17 protein-coding genes are annotated in these 22,006 nt (G+C 61.7%); 8 read left to right on the top strand and 9 right to left on the bottom strand.

The genetic code is table 11. The annotated features are described in order from the left end of the window. Positions 1 to 171: 171 nt before the first annotated feature. The 5 genes from AC5E6N_RS02770 (at position 172) to AC5E6N_RS02750 (ending at position 5,279) form a co-directional block, all read left to right on the top strand. Positions 172 to 1,473 (top strand): NAD(P)/FAD-dependent oxidoreductase, encoded by a 1,302-nt coding sequence (locus AC5E6N_RS02770; protein WP_491746379.1) that lies wholly within the window; start codon positions 172 to 174, stop codon positions 1,471 to 1,473. 26 nt (positions 1,474 to 1,499) lie between these two features. Continuing rightward, positions 1,500 to 2,180, top strand: coding sequence for a type 1 glutamine amidotransferase (locus AC5E6N_RS02765; RefSeq protein ID WP_491746378.1), 681 nt, complete (start codon positions 1,500 to 1,502; stop codon positions 2,178 to 2,180). A gap of 189 nt (positions 2,181 to 2,369) precedes the next feature. Further along, a complete protein-coding gene (locus AC5E6N_RS02760) occupies positions 2,370 to 3,371 on the top strand; it encodes a 4-hydroxyproline epimerase (protein ID WP_491746377.1) in 1,002 nt (333 codons plus the stop codon). A gap of 12 nt (positions 3,372 to 3,383) precedes the next feature. Then, on the top strand, positions 3,384 to 4,418 hold the full coding sequence (locus AC5E6N_RS02755) for a trans-3-hydroxy-L-proline dehydratase (RefSeq protein WP_491746376.1): 1,035 nt from the start codon (positions 3,384 to 3,386) through the stop codon (positions 4,416 to 4,418). Positions 4,419 to 4,448: 30 nt separating this feature from the next. Next, positions 4,449 to 5,279, top strand: coding sequence for a class I SAM-dependent DNA methyltransferase (locus AC5E6N_RS02750; protein ID WP_491746375.1), 831 nt, complete (start codon positions 4,449 to 4,451; stop codon positions 5,277 to 5,279). Here AC5E6N_RS02750 and AC5E6N_RS02745 read toward each other — a convergent pair. Continuing rightward, positions 5,276 to 7,171, bottom strand: a complete 1,896-nt coding sequence (locus tag AC5E6N_RS02745) for a hypothetical protein (protein ID WP_491746374.1) — start codon at positions 7,169 to 7,171, stop codon at positions 5,276 to 5,278. The genes AC5E6N_RS02750 and AC5E6N_RS02745 overlap by 4 nt on opposite strands. A 308-nt stretch (positions 7,172 to 7,479) precedes the next feature. Between AC5E6N_RS02745 and AC5E6N_RS02740 the strand changes: the two genes are divergently transcribed. After that, positions 7,480 to 9,975, top strand: a complete 2,496-nt coding sequence (locus AC5E6N_RS02740) for a hypothetical protein (protein ID WP_491746373.1) — start codon at positions 7,480 to 7,482, stop codon at positions 9,973 to 9,975. A 37-nt stretch (positions 9,976 to 10,012) separates the two neighbouring features. Here the strand turns inward: AC5E6N_RS02740 and pap are convergent, their stop codons facing one another. The 5 genes from pap to AC5E6N_RS02715 all read right to left on the bottom strand — a co-directional run bounded on the left by pap (position 10,013) and on the right by AC5E6N_RS02715 (position 16,343). Further along, positions 10,013 to 11,575: a polyphosphate:AMP phosphotransferase gene (gene pap, locus AC5E6N_RS02735; protein ID WP_491746372.1), complete on the bottom strand. Its 1,563-nt coding sequence runs from the start codon at positions 11,573 to 11,575 to the stop codon at positions 10,013 to 10,015. A 49-nt stretch (positions 11,576 to 11,624) separates the two neighbouring features. Next, positions 11,625 to 11,924 (bottom strand): hypothetical protein, encoded by a 300-nt coding sequence (locus tag AC5E6N_RS02730; protein ID WP_491687963.1) that lies wholly within the window; start codon positions 11,922 to 11,924, stop codon positions 11,625 to 11,627. Between the two features lie 65 nt (positions 11,925 to 11,989). After that, on the bottom strand, positions 11,990 to 13,195 hold the full coding sequence (locus AC5E6N_RS02725; RefSeq protein WP_491746371.1) for an efflux RND transporter periplasmic adaptor subunit: 1,206 nt from the start codon (positions 13,193 to 13,195) through the stop codon (positions 11,990 to 11,992). 2 nt (positions 13,196 to 13,197) lie between these two features. Continuing rightward, positions 13,198 to 15,633, bottom strand: a complete 2,436-nt coding sequence (locus AC5E6N_RS02720) for an ABC transporter permease (RefSeq protein ID WP_491746370.1) — start codon at positions 15,631 to 15,633, stop codon at positions 13,198 to 13,200. A 2-nt stretch (positions 15,634 to 15,635) separates the two neighbouring features. Beyond that, the gene (locus AC5E6N_RS02715) at positions 15,636 to 16,343 is read right to left on the bottom strand and encodes an ABC transporter ATP-binding protein (RefSeq protein WP_491746369.1); all 708 of its coding nucleotides are present in this window, start codon (positions 16,341 to 16,343) and stop codon (positions 15,636 to 15,638) included. Positions 16,344 to 16,743: 400 nt separating this feature from the next. Here AC5E6N_RS02715 and AC5E6N_RS02710 point away from each other — a divergent pair, with 400 nt between their 5' ends. After that, positions 16,744 to 18,312: an alkaline phosphatase gene (locus tag AC5E6N_RS02710; RefSeq protein ID WP_491746368.1), complete on the top strand. Its 1,569-nt coding sequence runs from the start codon at positions 16,744 to 16,746 to the stop codon at positions 18,310 to 18,312. 248 nt (positions 18,313 to 18,560) lie between these two features. On the opposite strand, the gene AC5E6N_RS02705 is transcribed toward AC5E6N_RS02710, so the two are convergent. Genes AC5E6N_RS02705 through AC5E6N_RS02695 form a run of 3 tightly spaced genes read right to left on the bottom strand, consistent with a single transcriptional unit; the run spans position 18,561 to position 20,903 of the window. Then, the gene (locus AC5E6N_RS02705; protein ID WP_491746367.1) at positions 18,561 to 19,064 is read right to left on the bottom strand and encodes a GAF domain-containing protein; all 504 of its coding nucleotides are present in this window, start codon (positions 19,062 to 19,064) and stop codon (positions 18,561 to 18,563) included. Positions 19,065 to 19,068: 4 nt separating this feature from the next. Then, on the bottom strand, positions 19,069 to 20,175 hold the full coding sequence (locus tag AC5E6N_RS02700) for a M24 family metallopeptidase (protein ID WP_491746366.1): 1,107 nt from the start codon (positions 20,173 to 20,175) through the stop codon (positions 19,069 to 19,071). After that, complete coding sequence (locus AC5E6N_RS02695) at positions 20,172 to 20,903, bottom strand: GntR family transcriptional regulator (protein ID WP_491746365.1); 732 nt, start codon at positions 20,901 to 20,903, stop codon at positions 20,172 to 20,174. Before AC5E6N_RS02695 ends, AC5E6N_RS02700 begins: the two co-directional genes overlap by 4 nt. A gap of 86 nt (positions 20,904 to 20,989) precedes the next feature. Between AC5E6N_RS02695 and AC5E6N_RS02690 the strand changes: the two genes are divergently transcribed. Beyond that, positions 20,990 to 21,982 carry a sugar ABC transporter substrate-binding protein gene (locus AC5E6N_RS02690; protein WP_491746364.1) on the top strand — a complete coding sequence of 331 codons (993 nt, stop codon included), beginning with the start codon at positions 20,990 to 20,992 and terminating at the stop codon, positions 21,980 to 21,982. Positions 21,983 to 22,006 lie beyond the last annotated feature (24 nt).

The following is a 22,006-nucleotide window of genomic DNA, read 5'->3' as shown; positions in this document are numbered from 1 at the left end:
GAAAGCGGCAACCATATCATGTGTCTGACCGCGCGTGCCGCGCGCCCGGAAAGTCGTGCGAACCGGGCCGTTTTTCCTTATCGTCACAGGCAATTTACCGTAAACCAGCACGAGGCGCCGGGCGAGTCGCGGGCGCTGTACCCAATGCGGCTATACGGGCTGGAGTGCTCAATGGACCTGCTGACGGCCAACGACAATCCGGGTGAGTACCCGAATTCCTATTACGCGGCGTCGACGGACCTGCTGCCGAAGCAACCTTTCGCGCAGGGCGATCTTGAGTGCGATGTCTGCGTCGTCGGCGCGGGCTATATGGGCGTATCGGCGGCGCTGCATCTGGCCCGGCGCGGTTACAATGTGATCCTGCTCGATGCACAGCGCATCGGTTTCGGCGCATCCGGCCGCAATGGCGGTCAGGTCAGCCGGGGCCAGCGCGTGGATCAGGACGTGCTGGAGGATCTGGTGGGGCGGGAACAGGCCCGCGCGCTGTGGACCATCGGCAACGAGGCTGTGGACCTTGTGCGGACGCTTGCCGAGAGCGATGAGGTGCGCGCCGAATTCCATGAGGGCGTCGTTCATGCCGACCATCGCCGGCGCTTTGTGCCCGAAAGCAGGGACTATGTCCGCAAATTGAACGACGAATACGGCTATGAGGCCGTCCGCTTCCTGGACCGGGACGAGATGCGCCAAACCGTGAACTCGTCAGCTTACCATGGCGGTACGCTCGATATGGGTTCCGGCCATATCGATCCGCTGGAACTGGTTCTCGGTCTGGCGCGCATGGCCCTTGCGGCCGGTGTGCGGATTTTTGAGCAGTCCAGGGTCGTCGGCCTCGTTCCGGGCGCAAAGGCGCTCGTCAGAACGGACGAGGCCACGGTGACCGCGCGGTTTGTGGTGCTTGGCTGCAACGGATATATCGGCGGTCTCCAGAAGGAGGTCGCCGAGCGTGTCATGCCGCTCAACAACTACATCGTTGCGACCGAGCCGCTCGGCCCCGAACGGCAGGAGCAACTGGTCAGGAACAATTATGCGGTCGCCGACAGCAAATTTGTCATCAACTATTTCCGCTTTTCCGACGATCACAGGCTCTTGTTCGGCGGCACCGAAAGCTATGGCTACCGGTTCCCGCGCGACATCGCCGGGGCGGTGCGCAAGCCGATGCTTGAGATCTTCCCGCAGCTTCGGTCCGTGCGGATTGACTATGCCTGGGGCGGGACGCTGGGCATCACCATGAACCGGCTGCCCCACTATGAACGCCTTGCCGGCAATATGTTCAGCTTTTCCGGTTTTTCCGGACAGGGCGTGGCTTTGGCGACTTTGTCCGGCCAGATCGCCGCCGAAATGATTGCCGGACAGGCCGAACGGTTCGATGTGATGGCACATGTGCCGACGTCGCGCTTTCCGGGCGGTGTCGCGCTGCGCTCTCCGCTGCTGGCGCTTGCCATGGTGTGGTATTCGCTGCGGGACCGTATCTGAGGGGGCAGCGCTGAAGAGGAAATGCCGTGAAGATAGGAATTTTGCAAACCGGCCGCTCGCCCGAGGAACTGCGCGAAAAGAGCGGCGACTACGACGCGCTCTTCAAGCGCTATCTGGGCGGACGCGGCTTCGAATTCGTGACCTATCCGGTCCTCGACGGCGTATTGCCGGCTTCGCCGCATGAAGCCGATGGCTGGCTGATCACCGGCTCACGGTTCGGCGTCTATGAAGACCATGCGTGGATACCGCCGCTGGAGGCGTTCCTGCGGCGCGCCTACGGCGATGGCGTGCCGATTGTCGGCATCTGCTTCGGGCATCAGATCCTCGCACAGGCGCTCGGCGGCCGCGTGGAGAAATTCTCCGGCGGCTGGTCCGTCGGGCCGGAGCTTTATGACAGTGAGCGCTTTGGTCCGCAAAGCATCATCGCCTTTCATCAGGACCAGGTGGTGGAAGCGCCGGCGGATGCTGAGGTCGTCGGCTCCTCGCCGTTTTGCGCAAATGCGATACTCGTTTATGGCGACAAGGCGCTGACGGTTCAGCCGCATCCGGAGTTCAACGCCGCGTTCCTGGCCGACCTGCTGCAGGCGAGAGGCGATATTCTGCCCGCCGATATTGCCGAAAAGGCCCGCGCCAATCTCAATCAGCCCCTGACCTCGGTCGATTTCGCCGATGAGATCGAAGCGTTCTTCAAACGCGCCCGCCGCTGATCAGGTGGCCTCGGCCCGCACGAAGTCCGGCAGTTCCGTCCGCGATGTGTGTCTTTATCTGATTGCCAGAGGCTCCGACAAATAGCAAACAGGGGAGGGCGCCGATGCGGAATTGGTGCGCAGTGGTAATAATATCGCGGCGGGCCGCGCGGAAATAAGGTGCAAACCGGAGAGTTGGACGACGAGCAGATGGCAAACCACACTTTTCAGTGCATTGACGGTCACGCCTGCGGCAATCCCGTGCGGGTGGTCAGCGGCGGCGCGCCGCGGCTTGAGGGTGAGACCATGCTCGAGCGGCGTGCCCATTTCCTGGCCGAATATGACTGGATCCGGACCGGACTGATGTTCGAGCCGCGCGGCCATGATCAGATGTCCGGCTCCATCCTTTATCCGCCGACGCGGGACGATTGCGATGTCGGTATTCTCTTCATCGAGACCTCCGGCTGCCTGCCCATGTGCGGACACGGGACCATCGGCACGGTGACGACCGCGATCGAAAACGGGCTGGTATCGCCCCGCACGCCCGGCACCTTGCGCCTCGACACGCCGGCCGGTCCGGTCATCGCCGAGTACAGGCAGGAAGGCCGCTTTGTTGAGGAGGTCCGGCTGACAAACGTGCCGTCATTCCTCTACAAGACCGGCCTGTCGGCACAGGTGGCCGGGCTCGGAGATGTCTTTGTGGATGTCGCCTATGGCGGCAATTTCTATGCCATCGTGGAACCCCAGGCGGCCTTCTCGGATATGGCCGATCACCGGGCGAGCGACCTGGTCGGCTGGAGCCCGTTATTGCGCTCGGCACTGAACGAGAAATACGAGTTCGTTCATCCGCAGAAGCCTGAGATATCCGGCCTGTCCCACATCATGTGGACAGGGCGGCCGACCGTCGGCGAAGCGCATGCCCGCAATGCGGTTTTCTATGGCGACAAGGCGCTTGACCGCTCGCCCTGCGGTACCGGAACATCGGCCCGCATGGCGCTTGAGAGCGCCCGGGGAAACCTGTCGCCGGGCGACGAATATGTGCACGAGAGCATCATCGGTTCAATCTTCAAGGGCCGTGTGGAGAAGGCTTCGGAAGTTGCTGAATATGAAGCGATAATCCCGTCCATCGGTGGGTGGGCGCGTGTGACCGGATTCAACACGATCTTCATTGACGACCGCGATCCCTATGCGCACGGTTTTGTCGTTATCTGATTGGACATTCTCATGCAGGCACCCCGGACGATCCATGTCGTAAGCTGTCACGCGGAAGGCGAGGTGGGCGACGTGATCGTTGGCGGTGTCGCGCCGCCGCCGGGCGAGACGCTGTGGGCGCAACGCGACTTCATTGCCGCGGACGGAAGCCTTCGCGACTTCGTGTTGAACGAGCCGCGCGGCGGCGTGTTCCGGCATGTCAATCTTCTTGTCCCGCCGAAAAACCCGAATGCGCAAATGGGTTTCATCATCATGGAGCCGCAGGACACGCCGCCCATGTCCGGTTCGAATTCGATCTGCGTGTCGACCGTGCTTCTCGAGACCGGCATCCTGCCGATGAACGAACCGGTCAGCGAACTGACGCTGGAGGCGCCGGGCGGGCTCGTCCGGGTCAAGGCCCGCTGCCGCGACGGCAAGGTGGAGTCTGTTGCCGTTCAAAACCTCCCGTCCTTTGCCGACCGGCTTGACATGCCGCTCGAGGTCGACGGTCTTGGCACGCTGAGCGTTGACACGGCATTCGGCGGCGACAGCTTCGTGATCGTCGATGCCGCGCAACTGGGTTTCGAGCTTGTCGAGGCCGAAGCACGCGATCTGGCGCAAACGGGCATGCACATAACCCGGGCCGCGAACCGGCAGCTCGGTTTCCGTCATCCGGCGCTGCCGCAATGGAAACACATCTCCTTTTGCCTTTTTGCCGGTGCTCTCGAACGGAACGCAGACGGCTTCGGCGCCGGATCCGCCGTCGCCGTCCGGCCCGGCAAGATCGACCGGTCGCCGACGGGGACGGCGGTCTCGGCGCGCATGGCGGTTGAACACGCGCGCGGCCGGATGAAGCCGGGTGATGCGCTGTTGGCACGCTCGATCATCGGCTCCGCATTCACGGGCCGCATTGTCGAAACGGCCAGGGTCGGCGAAAAGGACGCCATTGTTCCCGAGATCACGGGCCGGGCCTGGATCACCGGAACACACCAGCACATGCTCGATCCCGATGATCCGTGGCCGCGCGGATATCGCCTGAGCGACACCTGGCCCGATGAAGACCCGTAGCCGCATCCGCAACGCGCGAGAGGTCCCGGCGTGAGCGAAGTCGACGAAGAGGCGCTTGCCGACGCCTATAATCGTGGCCTTGCACTGGAGAAGGCCGGAGATGCGGCCGGTGCGGCAAAAGCCTACCGGCGGGCACTTGAAATCGATCCGGACGACCATGGCGGCGTGTCGATCCGGCTGGCCGCGCTCGGGCTTGAGGCCGCGCCGGAAAAGATGCCCGACGCCTATGTCGCAACCCTGTTCGATCAGCATGCCGACGATTTTGACGACATACTTGTCGAGCAACTGCGCTACGGCGTGCCGATGCAGATGCGTCAGCTTTTGCGCGACGAAGGGATAGGGCAGGCCGGACGCGTGCTCGACCTCGGCTGCGGAACCGGTCTGGCCGGTCTGGCGCTGCGCGATTGTGCGTCGCATCTGACCGGCGTCGATCTTTCGGAGCGTATTGTCGAAATTGCCTATGACAGAGAGGTCTATGACGATCTCTATATCGGCGAGGCGGTTGCCTTCCTGCAGGATTTCGAAGCCGAGGAGGCCGGCCGCGCCTGCTGGGACATGATCGTGGCGACCGACGTCTTTCCCTATCTCGGAGACACCGGACCGATCATGACCGCGGCCGCCGAACGGATCGTGCCGGGAGGTTTTTTCGGGTTTTCCACGGAAACCCTGCCGGCGGCGGCTTTCGGCGATGCGGACTACACCGTCGGCCCGAACCGGCGCTTTGCCCACCAGGCGCCGTATATAGGAGAAGCGCTTGATGCCTCGGGTTTCGAGACCATAGCCATGCGCGACATAACGGTCAGGCTGGAGGAGGGAGCGCCGGTCCCCGGACATCTGGTGCTTGCCCGGCTGCGCTCCTAATCGAGGACGCCGGCGGTTTTCATCGCTGAGGCAAACCGGTCCCAGTCCTCATCATAGCGGAAGGGCTGCGCGCGTTTCAGGGTCTCCATCGTCACGCCCGGCCACGCCGCCAGCGCTTCGGAACCGGCCTCCTTCGCCTTGTCGGTCTTTCCGGCCTCGACATAGACAAAAGCGAGATTGAGGAGGGTCCAGCCGCGGCGCTGGCTGTTCTCGGACCGTGAAACGCCCTGTTGCGCCCATCTTATCGCCGCATCGTGCATGCCCTTGAAGGCATAGCTGCGCGCGATGAAGCTTGCATACCAGCTTGGATAAACCGGATTGAGCGACACCGCGCTCCTGAGCAGGCTGATCGCGCGTTCGAGCTCACGGTCGAAGGACGATATCCAGCCCGCCGTTGCAAGCAGGTGCGAATTGTTGGGACTGGCATTTGTCGCCTCGTGGGCGAGCGACAGCGCGCTGTCATAGCGCCCGGCGATCTGATCGATATAGGCCTGGGCGATCTGGATTTCCGCGCTTTCATTCGCGCTCATGCTGCCGTCGAGCTGCGACGCCTCCTTCAGCAGATCGGTTGCTGCCTGGAGGGAATCGAGAGCGTTTTCGCTGTATCCCCATTGGGCGTCGAATGTGTGGGTCCTGGCTTCGAGCAGGAGCGCCTGATAATAGTCCGGATCGATCTCGCGCACCTGGCTCAGCAGCCGCCGTGTTTCGATCATCGAATCCTTCGTGTAGTTGCGGAAGGCTTTTTCAGCCTTCATCAGTCCGAGATAGGCGCCCACATGCGTGGTGCTGTTGCCCTTGTTGGCGGCTTCCATGTCGTTGGTCAGTGTGACCTGCAGCGACACGAGCACCCTCAGGCTGATTTCGTCCTGAACGGCGAAAAGATCCTCCTGATCGCGTTCGAAGCGCTCGCTCCAAAGCGACTCGCCCGAATCCAGATCTGAAAGCTCGGCGATGACGCGCACGCGATTGTCCTGTGTCTGCACCGTCCCGGACAGAACGTATCTTACCCCGAGTTCTTCTCCCGCCGCGCTCGGTCCTTCAAATTCCTGGGCCAGCGCAAAGGCGGAGTTTGCCGAGATCACCGCTATCTGCGGAACTTCGGAGAGCGCCGAAATGATAGAAACCGTGATGCCGTGCGCGAACATCGCGCCTTCGTTGCCGAGTGTGACGTTCTCAAACGGCAGCACCGCTATGGATGGCCGGTTGAACTCCGGAACGTCGGATGCGTTGACCGTTTGGCCGCTGCGGTCCGCTCCGAAATAAAACAAACCGGTGGCGGCCACGATGAGTAATGCGGCAACGGTGCATGCGATGGCGAGAGCCGTCCTGCGTCCTGCTTTCCTGGTCACCGGCTGTTTTTGCCGGGAAAGCACCCGCGTCTTGTCGTCGTATTTGATGTCGAACACGGCAACGGATCGGGGAACGCTGTCGAGCGCGGCATTGCCGATCTGCTCGGCGGGGAGTTCGATTTCGTAGGCCGCCAGTTCCTTTGCCGCGCCGGAAATACAGATGCCCCCCGGTTCGGCGAGTTCCGTCAACCCGTTGGCAGTCTTTTCGGTTGCCGCAACCGCCTGTGGACCGCCGTCCCCGGAAACCACGTCTATACCCATGCGGAGCTGGATTCGCCGGTCTTCCCGTTGGTCCCTGTTTCGGGCTTTCAGCGCCTGTTGTATGCCAACGCCGAATGCCACCGCATGCCAGGCGTCGGGAAATCCGAGGAGGGCGCGGCCTTCCAGTTCCCGCAGTTCCCGCCCCGAAAACACCGGCAATTTCCCATGAATCAACTCACTGTTGATTGCGTCGATGGCATTGCGCGTGCGTGATGCATCGATGCGCATCAGTCGCGAATATCCCACGACCACGATTGACAGTATTGCTTGCTCTTTGTTCATGAACCGTCGTTGCCGGAAAACCGTCTCACCTTTGCCCTTCGCGCCGCCTATAGTTAGGAACAAGTGCACAATAAGGCCCTGAATTCAATTGACCACCAGCTTTTGTAATATTGATCACCGGTGCCTGCGCCGCCAGGGAAACGGGCGGCAAGCCACCATATTGGACCATGGTTTATGGAGTGCCGCTTGTAAGCTTCATGTTTCATTCCTAGCATGAGAGTAAGACGGCTTGAATTTTCAAGGGCCCTCAGCGGCCGTTGCCCGAAAGAAGGCGTATCGGAGGTCCAATAGGAAAAGAAACGTATTTCATGGAAACGGGTTCATCAAAATCTGCAATTCCCTGGCCTGAAGACTATTCCGGGCTTCGCGAACCGCTGCTCGCCGAACTCGGAGGCGAAAGCCGGGTTTACCTGCATCGGGTGATCAGTGAGGGCAAATCCGGCGCCCAGGTGATGGCCGCCGACGTGACCAGCGAGCGTTTCACCGGCCAGGCGATCCTCAAGCTCGACCATGCGACCGGGATAAGGCGCCAGGAGGCGCTGGAACACGAACGCCATGAACGCGCGATAATCGCCGCGCCGGAATATGCCGAACATTATCTGCCCAAGCTGGTGTGCGCGATTCAGCAGGATGATCAGGTGGCCGCGCTGACCACCATAGCCGCGCGCGGTCTCGAATACGCGATTGCGTGGAGCGACTGTCCCTACGGTCCCCAACTGGAGACGGCCTTGCGGCTGTCCGAGGACCTGCTTGAGCGCTGGAATGCCGACTACACTCTGGACCCGGAGATGTTGACACCGCAGGATCTGCTTTCCGGCTGGCTCGACTACCGTTTGTCACGCGAACGCGGGAGCCGGATTCACGGGTTTCTGGAGGACATATGCGGGCTGGATCCGGAGGCTTCGACCTTTGTCTTCGACGGTGACTGGTTTCCCAATCCCCTGGCGTTTGCCAACGGACAGGTCAGCCTGCCGGAGGCGGTCAAGCTCCGGGCGATAAAGGGCAACCAGCATGGCGACCTGCATGGCAACAACGTTCTCGTCACCAAGCAGTTCGATGTCGACCCGCACTACTACCTGATCGACCTTGATTTCTACCGCGACGACGGGTTCCTGTTCTACGATCACGGACTATTCGAGCTCGATTACCTGCTGACCTCGCGGGAGCGTTTCACGCCCGGTCACTGGAAAATCATCATGCACAACCTGCAGCGCAATCCGCCGCTGAACCGGGATGCGGGGCTGTTCGGGGCCGACATCGGAATACTCCAGCTTGTCCGGGAGTTTCGCGACAGGCCGAAACGATGGGTTGATCGCCACCAGCCGAACCGCCTTTCCTTTCTGGAAAGCCAGTATCTGCTGGCCCGTCTCGCCGCCGGGATGGCTGTGTCTCACCAGCGCCGGAGCGACGCATCGCGGGCGCTCGGTTTCCTTTACGGCGCTTACAATCTGAAGGACTATCTTTCCCTTCACGATTTCAATTGGCCCAAACATGGCCCTGAATTTGCGATCGGCGGCCTGTTCTCGCGGGCTTCCGCCGGTCATGCCGAAAGTCCGTCGGCACCGGCGAACGGCGACCGCGGGTCCGCCCAGCCGGCAGGTCGTCCGCCGAAGCTGACCGTCGCCGTGCTGCCGCTGACCTGTTCGGAAGAGGCCGGGCCGCTTGCCGATATAGCGGACGATCTGACCGACGGCCTGATCACGGAGCTTTCTCGTATCGACTGGTTCACGACGATCCGGCGTTCGGCCACACAGTCCTTTGCGGGCCGGCAAACCGATCCCCAGAGCGCCGGGCGCGAGCTCAAAGCCAGATATGTTGCCCACGGCAACGTTCGAAAGGCGGAAAACGTGGTTCAGCTGTCGGTTCAGCTGATTGAGACCGATACGGGCGATGAAGTGTGGTCGGAGAGGTTCCGTTTCGACCCCGAAATCGATGATGTTTTTGCCAACGAGGACATCGTGGTCAGTAGTGCGGCCGCTGTCATTGATGCGGTCCTGGACCGCAATGAACGGGACCGGGCGATGCGCGGCAATCTCGAGGAAGCCGGCGCCTGGGAATTGATCCAGAGGGCCCGATGGCATTTTTATCAGGTTACGCCGGAAGACGATAATCTGGCCTCGGGTTTCGCCGAACGGGCCATCGAATTGTCGCCGGGCTATTCCTCGCCCCATGCCATGCTGGCGCACATCAAGAACCGCTCGGTGTTCTATGGCTGGACGGAGTCGAGCCAGGAGGTGGTCGCCGAGGCGGTCAACCTTGCGCGTCATGCGGTATCGCTGGACCCCGGCAGCAGCTACGCGCATGAGAGCCTGGCGCGCGCTTACATGTTCGCCGGCCGGCACGGGGTTGCGATCAGGGAAGCCGAAACCGCGGTCTCGCTCAATCCGAGTTCATCCTCGGCCCATTTGTGGCTGGCGATTTGCCTGCTTTGGGCCGGAAAACCGGCGGAGGCGATCCCGGTCATCGATCTTTCCATGCGATTGGGCCCGTTCAATCAATGGCGGTCCTATAAGCTCAGCGTCAATGCCGCGGCCTATTTCTTCCTGGGAAGGGCCGAGAAAGCGGAGGAATTGTGTCGTCAGGCCATGGATTCGGGCCATGGGCATATGGTCGTTGAGTTGTTCCTGGCGCTTATGGTCAGTTTTCAGGGGCGAACGGAGGAAGCGCAAGGATACGTCAATGAGACAATGGAGCGGCGTCCCGATCTCACCTGCACCAAGATCCGCGGCATGTTGTCCGGCATCAAGCCGGACCTGCTTGAGCCGCTGCTCCGGAAACTGGCGTCGCTGGGCGTGCCTGAATAGGTCGGATTTGCGACGACGTCCATATCTCTTCCGCTGACTACTCGAAAGGCTCGTCCAGCGCCTCGGCGAGTTTCCGGCAATAGGTTTCGACGACCTTGACGCGGGCAAAACGTTTGTTGTTGCCTTCCACCAGGGTCCAGGGCGCCGCCGATGTGCCGGTGTACTGCACCAGATCGTTGACGGCCTGTTCGTACTTGCCCCATTTGTCGCGGTTGCGCCAGTCTTCCTCGGTCAGCTTCCAGCGCTTGTAAGGCGTCTTCTCCCGCAGTTTGAAGCGGGCAAGCTGCTCTTCCTTGGTAATATGGATCCAGTATTTGACGAGCACCGTCCCGTGCTCGATCAGTTGATCCTCGAACTCGTTGATTTCCGCATAGGCGCGCCGCCACTCGTCTTCACTGGCAAATCCTTCAACGCGCTCGACGAGAACGCGCCCGTACCAGGTGCGGTCGAATATGGTGACATGGCCGTCACGCGGTATCCGGCGCCAGAAGCGCCAGAGATAGTGCCGCGCCAAGTCCTCGTCCGTCGGTGCGGCAATGCCGTGGACCTGGTAGTTGCGGGCATCGAGCGCCTCGTTGATGCGGCGGATCGCGCCGCCCTTGCCGGCCGCATCAGGCCCCTCGAACAACAGCACGCTGGACCGGTTCTTGGCCTTGGCGACGAGGTGGAGGCGGTGCAGACGCGCCTGCAGGTCGAGCAGGCGCTCCCTATAGGCTTCCTTCTCCAGTTTTTGAGACATGTCGAGGCCGGTCAGGACCGTAATCGACTTTGCCGTCTCATAGGCGTCGTCATCCGGCCGCGCGGGGGCGGAAGCCGGTCGGTTCTTTTTCGACTTACCCCCTTTGGCCGCTGCGGGGGTCTCCGGATGCTCGTCATCGGCCGGCCGGGTTTCCTTCAATCTGCGCTCAATGGCGTCGCGCAGGATATTGGTGACGGTCACCGACCGGTAATTGGCGTCGCTCCCCTCGACAACGGTCCAGGGCGCGATCCCGCGATTTGTCCTGGAGATGAGGGGTTCGGCGGTGTCGATGAATGTGTCGTAAAGACGCCAATGCTCCCAATCGCGCGCCGTGACACGCGCTGCGGTCAACGGGTCGTTCTCCAGGTTCTTCAGCCGCCGTTCCTGCGCATCGCGGCTTAGATGCATCCAGAATTTGAGGATCAGCGTGTCGTCGCGGGCAAGCGCGCGCTCAAAGGCGGCAATGCGTTCAAGCTGTTTGATGAAGGCGGCTTCGTCGAGCTTGCCGTGGACCTTTTCCAGAAGCGGCCGCGTATACCAGGCGCTCAGGAACATGCCTATGCGGCCGCGCGGCGGCAGATCGCGCCAGTATTTCCAGAATTCCGGCCGTTCGGAGTTTGCCGCGCCCTTATCGTCATAGGCGCGGGTGATCAGCCAGCGCGGGTCCATCCACGCATTCAGAAGGCTGACCGTCTCCCCCTTGCCGCCGCCGTCGACACCCGCAAAAAGGACAATGACCGAAAAACGCTTGTTCTTGTGCAGTTCGTCCTGAAGTTCGAGCAGCTGCTGGCGCAGATCAGGCGCCGCGCGCTTGAAATCGGACTTCGAGATGGTGCGTCCCAGTTCCGCGGTCTCGAACATGCAAATCCCTCCGCGGCCGGAAGCGTGCCGCCGCCGGCCTCATCTTGCTCTAGCAGACGGCTATCTCGCAAGGCCGGATGGTGAATGTCTTGTCCGGTTCCGTTCGCGAGGCGTCGAACATGCGGCCGTCGACGCATTGCACGCGCGCCTCGTAGTAGCGGTTGGCGCCGAGCTGCCCTTCCTGCATGTTCAGGTAGTAGTTGACCGCACATTGCAGTTCCGTCTGCAGTTGCAATCCCAGATCGTCCAGCCAGGACGGATCGGATGACTGTGAAAGGGCAGGGGAAAGCGTCAGCGAACACATGGCCGCGGCAGCCGCACCGAGCATTGCAGTCCTGAAACGTGACATGAACACCTCCTTGTACTGTCGGTACTCATGCTACCTGACGGCCGCTGGCGGGGCCTTGAGTCAGATCAAACGGGCGAACGTTCTTCCACCAGACTGCCGTGCTCCAGAAGGTCGCTCGGATAGAGCACCACCGTGTCGCCGGGCTCCAGTCCTTCGACAACCTCGGCATCGCTGTTGTTCATCTGCCCGACCCGGATGCGCCGCAGCATTGCCTTGCCGTCCGAAATGACGAAGACCGACCATTGGCCGCCGGTGCGGAACAGGGCCGCAATCGGCACCTTCAGCACGTTGTCGTCCTGCCATATGCCGAGGCGCGCGAGCACGCGGTAGCCGTGGCCGAGATTTTCCGGAACGCTGGCCGGATCGATCACGACATTCACGCGCTGCTCCTCGATGCCCAGCGACGACACCTTGGTGAAGGCTGCCGGCTCGACCGTGCGCACGGTCCCGGTGATGGTGTCGTCGCCGCCCCAATCGGTGATTTGCACGGTCGCGCCCGGTTTGATGCGCGCCGCGTCGCTGGACAGCAGGTCGACGATGATCTCCAGATTGGCCGGATCGCCGATTTCGGCAATACGGGTCCCGGGCGAGACGGCCTGTTCGCTGCGGGCAAGCACCTTCAGAACGACGCCGTCGATCGGCGCGGTGATGTTGACGCAGCAATCGCCCGATGCGTCGCGATTGTTCGGCCCGCTCGGCTGCTGCAATCGGGCCTCGGCGCTTTCGAGCTCGGCCTTGCGCAGCTTGATCGTCGCCTCGGCGCTGGACACCTGCGCCTTTTTCAGTTCCCATTCGCTGTAGGAATGCTCAAGCTGGCTGATCGATATCGTCTTCGTCTCAGCCAGTTTCCGCGCCCGCTTGTAGTTGGATTCCGCCAGGTCGTGTGCCGTTTGCGCGCGCTGAAGCTCCACCTCGGCAAGCGCCACCGAGGACCGGGCGGCTTCCGCCGCCGCGCGCAGTTCCGCCCGTGTGCGTTCGTCCAGGAACGGCGGGTCCATCGGATATATGGAGGCGATGACCGTCTCATTGGCCTTGACGGCTTCGCCCTCGTCAAGCGTCGTGCGGGCGAGATGCCCGGCGATCGGCGAGGACACCGCATAGACATCGCGAACCCGGGTGACACCTTCCTCGTCTATGCTCACCTGCAGCGGTCCGGCGGTTATGATCGCCGTATCGACCGCCATCGGCCGCTCGCGCAGCGCCAGATAAAAGCCGCCGCCGATGATGACGGCCAGAATGATGAGTCCGATCCGTTTGATCCACACACGCATGGTTATTCTCTCGTTTTCAGGACGCGGATAAGGTCGAGGCGATCGACCCGCCGCCGGACGATCAGCGCCGAGACAAGGGCCGCCACCACGACCACGAGGCTTGAAACCGCAAATGTCTGGGCGCTGACCACCAGGGGAAAGCGGAAAAGATCGTTGGCAAAACCCTGCACCACCGACCAGGACAGGCCATAGCCCAGCAGCCAGCCGAGCGGCTGCGCCATGAAGACGATCACCGCGAGTTCTATCATAAGGACGCTCGAAACCTCGGCCCGCGTAAAGCCGAACACACGCAGGCTGGCGAGCTCGCGCGCCCGCTCCGAAAGTTGTATGCGCGCCGAATTGTAGATAACGCCGAAGGTGATGATCACGGCGAGCGCAATATAGACCGTTGTGCTGGTGGTAATGTTCTGTTCGATCGTCTCGCGGAACCGTTCGCGCGATACGCCCTGCAACGCAATCCCGGCGATCGCCGGTGTCTCCTTGATCTTCGCGTAAAGCTCCGGCAGCGCGTCGCTGTCGACGAGAATACGTGCGCCCGAAACGCGCCGGCCGTCCCGCAACAGCCGGTCCAGCGCTTCGCTGCGCATGTAGGCCGTGAGGCCCACATAGCTTTGCGCCAGCCCGCTGACGGCGATGGCTCCGGTGACCGCCGGCCCCGCCGCATCGGGACTGGTGGCCGGTCCGCCGGCAAGGGCGCCCACTTCGAGATCGACGATCCTGCCATCGCGTTCCAGAAGCTCGACTTCGACGAAGTTGCCCGGCCTCAGATGCAGTCTGTCAGCCACGCGTTCCGACAGGATAAGACCGGCAGGCGGCGCCGGCATCGGTTTGAGATCGAGGTCGAGGATCCGTGAAAGGTCGGCCTCCTCGGGAACGCCGATGATTGACATGCGCAGTTCCCGGTGTCCGTTCCGCAGCTTGACCGCCGTTTGCCGGAACGGCTCCGCCCTCAAAACGCCCGGAAGCGCCGTGACCGCGAACAGGGCATCCGGCGACAGGTCCTCCGAGAACGTCAAAGTCGCGTCCTGCCGGTCCGCCTGGAAGAAGATCGCATCGATCATGAAGTCGATGGAGTCGAACGCAAACAGCGATGTGATCAGCAGCGCCACCGACATGGATGTGCCGAGCGCCGTCAGCATGGTGCGCACCGGCCAGCGCACCAGATGACGCAGAGCCATGACGGTCAGTTGCGAAAACATGCGGCTCCGCTGCATCTGCCCGAAGAACAGATTGCGGTAATTGGTCGGCGCCGGCGGGCTCATGGCAACCGCGGGCGGCAGCGATACGGTCGACCAGATCGCCTTTGCCGCACCGGCCAGTGCCGCGGCGATTGTTACAGCACCGGCAAGCACATAGAGGTCGATGCTCTGACGGAAGATGAGGAAGGGAAAGGTGAAGAAATCGGCATAAAGACGTGTCAGCCCGCGTCCGAGCCACCAGCCGGCGACGGAGCCGATGGCGAAACCGACCAGCGCAATGACGATGACAAGTTTGGCGTAGTGGCTGCCGACCGCGAGGTTTCCGTATCCGAGCGCTTTCAGCAGGCCGACCTGCTCGCGCTCCAGCGCGATCAGCCGCGACAGGATCATGTTGACCAGGAACGCCGCGACTGCCAGGAAAATCGGCGGAATGATCGACGACATGGCCTGCAACTGGTCGAGTTCGGAATCGAGAAAGGCGTGCGAGAGCTGGTCCTCGCGGTCATAGGCACCGGTTCCGCCATAGGGTTCGAGCATGTCGTCCAGCGCGTCGATGATGGCGCGGGTTTCGGCATTGCGCACCGTCGCGAGACTCACATCGTTGAACGCGCCGTCCATGTCGAACAGGCCGCCGAGCGTTTTCTCGGACATGAAGAACACGCCGTAGCGGCGCGCATCGGGGATTATATCGCCGGGCCCGATGGCGTAGATATATTCCGGCGACAGCACGGTGCCGACGATGGTGAGCGCCCGCTTGCGCCCGTTCATGATCGCTTCGAACGTGTCGCCCGGACGAAAGCCGTGGGCGTCCGCAAAGGTCTCGAGCACCGCCACCTCATTGTCCCGCCCCGCCTCGGGCATGCGGCCGTGGCGAAGATAGAGCCGGTTGACGGAAGGATCGCGGAATTCGGGGATCGACACGACCTTGCCGGAGGCGGGCTCTTCCATGCCGACGACGTCGATCAGCACAGGCTTTGCGATCCTGAGCTCGGCCGAAGCCACGCCGGAGATGTTCTCGATGCGCGATTGCAGATGGCGCGGCGCGCGTACGGCCGTCGCGAACACGGTGCCGAAACGGTAGCGGTCGTAGAACGCGGCGCGCGTTTCCTCCAGCGAGCGGTAGGCGCCGACCGACAGGATCAGTGTGGCAACGCCGCAGGCCATGACGAGCGCGATGGCCAGCGCCTGCGCCCACAGCCGACCGAAATCGCGGTAGAGCTTTCTGTCGAGCATGCTCATGGCTACCACACCACCTCGGAGGGCCGGATCCGCGTCTCATTGGTCCTGATCTGCGAAATCCTGCCGTCGATGAAGGAAATCACCCGGTGCGCAATCGCCTGGATCGCCGCATTGTGGGTGATGACGGCGGTCGTCGTGCCGAGTTCGTCATTGATCCTGGCGAGGGCTTCCAGAACGAGGATGCCGGTCTTGGAATCGAGCGCGCCGGTCGGCTCGTCGCACAAAAGCACTTCCGGCCGCTTGGCGATCGCCCGTGCGATGGCGACGCGCTGCTGCTCGCCGCCCGACATCTGCGCCGGGAAGTGCGTCATGCGGTTGCCGAGGTCGACCATGCCAAGCGCTTCGTCCGGCGACATCGGATCGCGCGCCACTTCGGTCACCAGCGCGACATTCTCCCAAGCCGTCAGGCTGGGGATGAGATTGTAGAACTGGAAGACGAAACCCACATGGTCGCGCCGGTAGCGCGTCAACTGCCGTTCGCTATAGGCGGTCAGTTCCTCATCGCCGAAATGCACCGAACCGCTGGTCGGCGTGTCGAGGCCGCCGACAATGTTGAGGAAGGTCGATTTGCCGCTGCCGGAGGGGCCGAGCAGAACCGTCATCTCGCCCTCATAGAGCGTGATGTCGACGCCGTTGAGCGCCCGCACCTCGACCTCGCCGCTGCGATAGATTTTCGTCAGCTCCCGTGTCCGGAAGATGGCCTTGTCCATAACTGCCGCCCTTTCGCGGAGCAGCTTGCACCTTCGTGCCGGGCCCCGCTTTGATCTTCGTCAACATGGGTATTGCGCAGCGCATTGAGTATAGCAGCGTTTGCGTTTGGGGGGCGGCGCGACGACGCATCGTGTCCCGAACTCACGGTCGGCCGCGGCTCAGGAGCTATTCGATCGTCCAGATGCCGGCGAGGCCGTCGCCCAGGTGGCGGGTGAAAATCACCTCGTCGCCCTTCACCGAGATCGTCTGGTCCCGTGCGGCTGTGGAAAACTCGGGCGTGCAAGTGCACCGGCGATCGTGAAAAGACCGTCGTCACATACCGATAACCCGTGTGAAATACTCATGTTAAAAACCTGACGTATCGTTTTCGTCATTCACTAAACCATGGAGGTGATGACAATGAATGTTACCAGACTGCTTCTCGCCACGGCCTTTTCGGCCGTGCTTGCTCTTCCGGCGTTTGCGCAGGGCCAGGGCGCAAAGAACGTGATCCTGATGGTGTCGGACGGAATCGGCTTCAACGGCTGGCTCGCCGCTGACTACTATCAGGGCCTTGCCGGCCAACAGTCCTACCAGGTCGCGCGCCCGGGCGGGGCGACCCCCGTCGTGTACGGCCTCGACCACCATTCGCTCAACCTGATCGATGGCATGGGCAGGCTGCTTCCCAGTGGCGAAGACGTCAGACTGGCCGCCGGCGCCGTGGCACAGGGTTATGATCCGACGACCCGCTGGACGCGGTTCGAGAACACGATGCGCAACGACTTCCAGCCCGTGGGTGAGCGCTACACCTCTTACACCGACAGCGCCGCGGCGGGGACTGCGCTCATGGCCGGCCGCAAGACCTCGAACGGCCGCATCAACCAGGATTGGAGCGGCAAGGAGAATTTCCGCACGATTGCGCAAATCGCCATGGATCAGGGCCGTGCCGCGGGCTCGGTCGCTTCGGTGATGGTGTCGCATGCAACACCGGCCTCGGTGATTGCGCACAACATCTCGCGCAACAACTATGTGGAGATCTTCAACGAGATGGTGGCGAGCGATCTCGATGTCATCATGGGCGCCGGCCATCCGCTCTATGACAACAGCGGGAACCGTGTCGAGCCCGAGGATGAGAAGGCTTACCGCTTCGTCGGCGGCTCCGAGACGCTGAAGGCGATGACCAGCGAAGAAGGTCTGAACGGCTTTTCCTTCATCGACGCCAAGGCGGATTTCGAAGCGCTCGCCGCCGGCAAAAATGTGCCTGAGCGCGTCGTCGGCATCGCCCGCGCCGGGTCGACCCTTCAGGCCAGCCGTGAGGGCTTGCCCGACGGTGACACACCCTCGGGCATGGCTTTCAATCCACTGGTGCCGGACCTTGCGACCATGAGTCTCGGCGCGCTCAATGTTCTGTCCCAGGACGAGGACGGCTTCTTCGTGATGATTGAAGGTGGTGCTGTCGACTGGATGGGCCATGCCAACGACATGCCGCGCTACATCGAGGAGCAGATCGACTTCAACCTTGCCGTTGATGCGGTGATCAAATGGGTCGAGGAAAACTCCGGTTGGGACGAGACCCTGTTGATCATCACCTCTGACCACGAATGCGGCGGTATCTGGGGCGAAGGCACCTGGACCAACGGCGTGGGCGGACCTGTCGCGGCGGATCGCAGCGATGAGGCGCTTCTCGCCGCCCGCTTCGACCCGACCGAGGACACGTTCAACGAATACCTGGCGGTGCAGGACCGTGGCACCGGCAGGATGCCGGGTTACCAATTCTCCTCGCGCAACCACACCAACGAGTTGGTCCCGCTTTGGGCGATCGGTCCGGGCGCCGAACTCTTCGCCGAGTTTACGCGCACCGATCTCCAGGCCGCTGAGCTGTGGGGCGACACCTATGGATGGGACGGCGACTTCGTCGACAATACGACGGTGTTCCACGTCATGAACGAGGTCTTCGCGGCTGACGAAATGGTGAGGGCGACCCAGTAAACCATCGGCTGGCGGTTTTGCAGGGGGCTCTCGGACCGCACCATTGGAGCGGTTCGGTGTCGCCCCCTGTTGCCGCAGCATGAAAGCGGGCCGCGAGCGATCCTGGCCCGCTTTCCGCCATCAGATCAGAGCGGCAACGAGGCGGTCCGGCGTCAGAACGTCGCCTTGAGGTGATCCGAAATCACGGCTTTTTCTGCCAGAACTCGCCGCAGGAAGCCGATGCTCTAAAGGATTTGGCCCGTCTTCGGTTACAGTCGTGCCGGCATTGTCCCGCCATTGCCGATTGACAGGGAGGCAAAGGTGATCATCGCGGCGGGTGTGATATTCAACGCGCGGCGCACGCGCTCGCCGGTAAAATAACCGGCCTCGTGAAGCAGATTGACGGTCCCGAGTATCTTGGAGGCGAGCTTGACCGGTATGTTGACGACCGAACCGCAGCCGAGGCCGGCGATTTGTTCGTGGTCCGGAAACACCTGCGCGATTTCCTCGATCGTGTTGGCGACGAACACGTTGCCATTGTCGAGCACGGTTTCGGTCCAGTGGCCGGGCGCAATGTCCTTCAGACCCGACAGGGGATAGGCCTCCGGCTGGTTTGTGTAGATCCGCCGCGCCTGACGGGTGACCGGATTGAAGGTGGAGCACGAAAATATGATAGCGCCCACTTCGGCCTGAAAAACCTCGTCGAGGCGGGCGAATATATCCTGCGCCGAACCCGATTCCGCATCGGAAAAAAACTGATCGTACCAGTTCATTTTGCTATGTGCCGACCAGTGTGAGTTCACGGGGAAACGATGTCAGGGATGTGCATCCGGAAGCCTTGATGAGGACATCATCTTCGATACGAACACCGATCTCGTCCGGCTGGTAGAGACCGGGCTCTATGGTGATGAGCATGCCGGCCGAAAGCTGCTCATGGTTTCCCCGCATCACCTGCGGAGCCTCGTGAACATCGAGGCCAAGCCCATGGCCGGTTTTATGAACGATAAGATCGGCGAAGTGTGAGGCGGAAAGAACGCCGGTGACATCTGCGTCAAGCTGGTGGGCCGTCAGACCGGACCTTGCAATGTCACGGCCTTTTGTATTGGCCGCCAGTACGGTCTCATAGATATCGGCATGCCTGTCAGCGGCGAATTCAACAAACACTGTGCGGGTGATATCGGCGCCATATCCGTTCAGTTGCGCACCGAAATCAAACAGCAGCGGATCGCCCGGCCGCAAGGGCGTTTCGCCGGGCACGCCGTGCGGATTGGCTGCATGTCCACCTGCAAGAACGATGGGTTCAAAGAACAATCCGTCGGCACCGTTGGCAAGCATTCTCATTTTGAGGAGGCCAGCGACCTGCTTTTCCGTCATGCCGGCGGAGACGAGGTCCAGTGTCTCGGCGAGCGCGGTTTCGCTGATCGCAACCGCCTTTTTGACCTCGCTGATTTCATCCTCGCTCTTTATGAGCCGAAGGCGGCTCAAAATGTCGCTCGCATCCACGACGGCGTCCGGCCCGGTATGATGGCGCAATGCATCGGCCTCGAACACCCGCATGCGGCCGCCTTCGATCCCGATGGTCATGTCACGCAATGCCTCGCCCGCTTGCCGAAAGGCGTCGCGATATCCAGTGTCGTCCTGCCAATAGAATGTCGGCATATCGGGAAATTCGCTTTCCCATTTCAACCGCTCCAATTCCGGCATGATGGCCCAAAGCTCGCCGGACGCTGATGCGAACAGCACTGTCGGCCGCTCCATCAGCGCGAAATCGAGGCCGGTCAAGTAGAAAAAATTGGGGCCGGGGACGAATGCCGCAACATCGATTTTCGCCTCCTTGAGGAGGGCCGCCAGATGATCGCGCCGCTGATCATGAATGGCACTCATTTGAGTGTCTCAAGCTGGATCGGATGGTCGGCAAGGTCCATATCGTCGGCAAATTTCGGCTGCAGTGAACGCACCACGATTGCGAACTCGGCATGAATGATCTCGGTCATGATCCGGTCACAGGCGTCCGCGCCCTTCTCCAGCACCGCGTCGGCCAGCCGCGTCAGGTTTGCAAGCGCCGCCCGCAACTCGTCCTCGGTCGCGCTTGGAAAATAGTGGAGAATCTTGGAGCGGACGCCGCCATCGAGCACCTGATCGAAATATTTGATCTGGAACATATTGCCCGTCAGGCCCGCCAGATAACGGCGGAAGGCGTTGTCCGCCTTCAAAACCTCGTCATGCTTTCCGGCTTCGATTGCAGCGGCGTATGTGTCCAGATAGTCCTGCATAACCCGTCTGTCGGCGTTGTCGGCCTGCGCCGCCGACCGCGCGGCGCCCCGTGACAGGATGAGCAGCATGTCCAGATAGTCGCCGGTATTGTTGAGCAGCATCGGCGCCACGATTGTCGTGCGGTTGGGCAGAAACCGGACAAATCCTTCTCCGGACAAAAGCAGAAGAGCCTCGCGGACCGGCGTGCGCGACACCTTGAAACGGGCCGCCAGTCCGACCTCGTCCAGCGCCGATCCCGGTTCTATGCGAAGCCACAGAATATCCTCGCGCAGCGCATCATAGACCTGAAGCGCACCGCGGCGGACCGGTGACCCGTTGCTTTCAGCTTTTTGTGTCACGTCTGACTCCATCATGAGGACTTGTATAAAGTTTGCATAATTGTATAATGGCTTGCGGCATAAGACAAGCGACAGGGAGGAAACTGATGCTGTCGGCATTCAAAACACTGGCAATAGGCGCCGGACTTGCTCTGGCATTTGCATCGGGCGCTCACGCGGAATCGAAGAAAATCGCATATTTTGCAGCCGCGTCTCAAAACGGCTTCAACCAGGCCACCTATGCGGGCGTGGAAGAAAAGGCCAAGGAACTTGGCTATGAGACCGCGATGTTCGATGGCCGCTTCGATCCGGCGCATCAATACAGTCAAATCGAAGACGTGCTCGCCGGCGGCAATTTTGCCGGCTTTATCGTCGCCCCGAACGACACCGTCGGCATAGCGGGTGCGTTCGAACAGGTGGTTGCCGCCGGAACGCCCATTGCAACGGTGCTGTTTCCCGTCGGGCCGGACCTGACAACCCTCGAGCCTCAGGTCGAGGGCATCACATCGACCGTTGCCTCGCCTCCGGTTGAAGGCGCGACATTCCAGGCAAATGCCGTGGTCAAGGAATGCGAGGGCAAGGATCCCTGCAATGTCGTGATCCTGATCGGGGCGAAAATCTTCCCGTTCGACAATCTTCGTCTCGAAACCTTTCAGAAGGTTCTGGCCGAACATGACAACATCAAGGTTCTGGCCGTGGGCGAGGGCTGGTACGATCCGGACAAATCCCTGACCGCGATGACGGATATCCTTCAGGCCGCCAAGGACGTTCATGTCGTCCTGTCCAATGCCGACCAGCATCTGGTCGGTGCCGAGATCGCCCTGGAGGCCGCCGGATATTCGGTGCCGGATTTGTATCTGAGCGGAGGCGGCGCCGCCTCGATCGCCATCGACGCCATTCGCGAGGGTCGTTGGGACGCGACGCTCGCCTATTTCCCCAAGACCATGGGCGCGATGGCGGCCGAACAGATCGTCAATGCCATCGAAGGCAAGCCGGTCACGCAGGTGATCAATATGGACACCGCCGGCCCGCTTGAAGCGATGATCGATCAGAAAGTGCTCGATGCGAACCCTGACTTCAAGGGCGAGTGGGCACAATAGGGTTCTGAGACCGGGGCCGATGCG

It is taken from the genome of Hoeflea sp. (assembly GCF_984452065.1).
This window is presented reverse-complemented; position numbering and strand designations above follow the sequence as displayed.